3 pseudogenes are annotated in these 2,004 nt (G+C 79.1%); all 3 read right to left on the bottom strand.

The window, feature by feature from the left end:
* A pseudogene (locus AC1WTP_RS34305) lies at positions 1–188 on the bottom strand (short-chain dehydrogenase); the annotation flags it as partial.
* A gap of 107 nt (positions 189–295) precedes the next feature.
* Positions 296–1,774 (bottom strand): annotated as a pseudogene (locus tag AC1WTP_RS34300) (PfkB family carbohydrate kinase); the annotation flags it as partial.
* Positions 1,775–1,800: 26 nt separating this feature from the next.
* Positions 1,801–2,004: pseudogene (locus AC1WTP_RS34295) on the bottom strand (phosphoheptose isomerase); the annotation flags it as partial.

Below are 2,004 nucleotides of genomic sequence, written 5' to 3'. Positions count from 1 at the left end.
GCCTCGGCGGCCCGGGTGTCGGCCAGGTCGCACTCCACCCAGGGCACCCCGTCTCCGGGCGGCTGGCGGTCCAGCACCAGCGGCCGCCCGCCGGCCCGGGCGACGGCGGTGACCACGGCCGCGCCGAGCCCGCTCGACCCGCCGGTGACCAGGACGCTCTGCCCGGCACCGGGCGACCCGCCGCTCACCGGGTCCCCTCGGACGAGGTGGGCCGGTGCGCGGACGTTCCGGCCGGCGGCACGGTCCCGGTGAGCCGCCGGTCCCGGCCCGCGCCCGGTGGGGTGCCGGCCGCCGCCGCGCCCGACGCCGGGACGGACTGCGACCCGTCCGGGCCGGCGGGGCGTCCGGCCGCGGCGCAGCAGGCGTCGCCGGAACGGCCGCCGGCCGACCGGGCGGCGGCGATCATGCCTGTGGTGGAGCGCCCGTCCAGGTAGGGCACCACCACGGTGTGCCCACCCCAGCGGCGCAGGATCTCCGCCTCCGGCAGCGCCGAGCTGTCCCCGGCCCCGGTGGCGTAGTCCCCGCCCTTGACCCAGATGTCCGGCCGCAGCCAGGACAGCGCCGCGTGCGGGGTCGGCTCGTCGAAGATCATCACCGCGTCGACGCAGCTCAGCGCCGCCAGCAGCCGGGCCCGGTCGCCCTGCGGGATCACCGGGCGGTCGGGGCCCTTCAACCCGGTGACGCTGGCGTCGGAGTTGAGGCAGACGACCAGACAGTCGCCGAGCTGCCGGGCGGCCTGCAACGTCGCCACGTGACCGGCGTGCAGCAGGTCGAAGCAGCCGCCGGTGGCGACCACCGTGCCGCCGGCCGCCCGGACCCTGGCCACCACGGTCGCGGCCGACGCCACCCCGACCCCGTCCCCCGCGCTGAACACCGGGGCCGGCGCCGGACTGGCCGGGGGCGGCAGCGCGGTCGCCACTCCCCCGCCGGCCACGTACGCCGACGCCTCGGTGACCGCCTCCTGCACGGCCTCGGAGACCAGCGCCCCCCGGGCCAGCGCCACGCTCGCGGTGGCCGCGAAGCGGTCCCCGGCGCCGCAGGTGTCCCCGTCGGCGGCGGCCGGCGACGGCACCACCAGCGGCGTCGACCCGGCGTGGCAGAGCAGCGCGCCGTCCCCGCCCAGGGTCACCACCACCGCGCCGGCCCGCCAGCGCCGCCGCAGCCCCTGCGCACCCCGGGACGCGGTGGCCAGCCGGGACGCCCCCGGCGGGATCGGCACCAGTTCCCGCACCTCGGCCTCGTTCGGGGTGGCCAGGTGCACTCCGGGCACCGCGGCCGGGCCGCGCGGGTGCGGGTCCCAGACCACCGGCGCGCGGGTCCCGGCCAGCGCCGCGCGCAGCGCCGGCTGGCGGGCCACGCCCCGGCCGTAGTCGCTCACCAACACGGCGGCGGCGTTGGCGATCACCCGCAGCACCGCGTCGGACGGCTCACCCGGCTCGCCGGGCGTGCCGCCCCGGTCGTGGCGCAGCAGCACCCGGCCGCGGGCCCGCAGCCGGATCTTCTCCGGCGTGGCGCCGGCCAGCCCGAGCGGGTACACCTGCACTCCCGCGGCGGCGAGCAGCGAACTCAACCGGGCGCCTCCGGCGTCGTCGGCCAGCGCGGTGACCAGCACCACCTCCGCGCCCTGCGCGGCCGCGAAGACCGCGGCCAGGCCGGCGCCACCGGGCCGGTCGACGTACGAGGTCTCGTCCAGCACCGGCACCGGCGAGTCCGGACAGAGCCGGTTCACCACCCCCTCGACGTCCCGGTCGAGCAGGGTGTCACCGACCACCACCACGGGTCCCGTCACGCTTGCCCTCCTCACGCCTCGACCTGTCGACCGTCGAGCACCACCTCGACCCCGGTCCGCACCGGCCCGGAGCGGGTGTTCCCGGTGGGGGCCCGGCGCGACACCGCCGGCGCGCCGAGCACCGCCGGCAGGGCCTGCTCGACGTACTCGCAGAGCAGGTGGCTGGAGACGAGGTGCAGTTCCTGGACCACCTGGCTGTCGGGTGAGGCGACGGC

The organism is Micromonospora sp. R311, assembly GCF_056780015.1.
The sequence above is the reverse complement of the archived record's forward strand: the minus strand, read 5'-3'. Positions and strand labels throughout refer to the sequence as shown.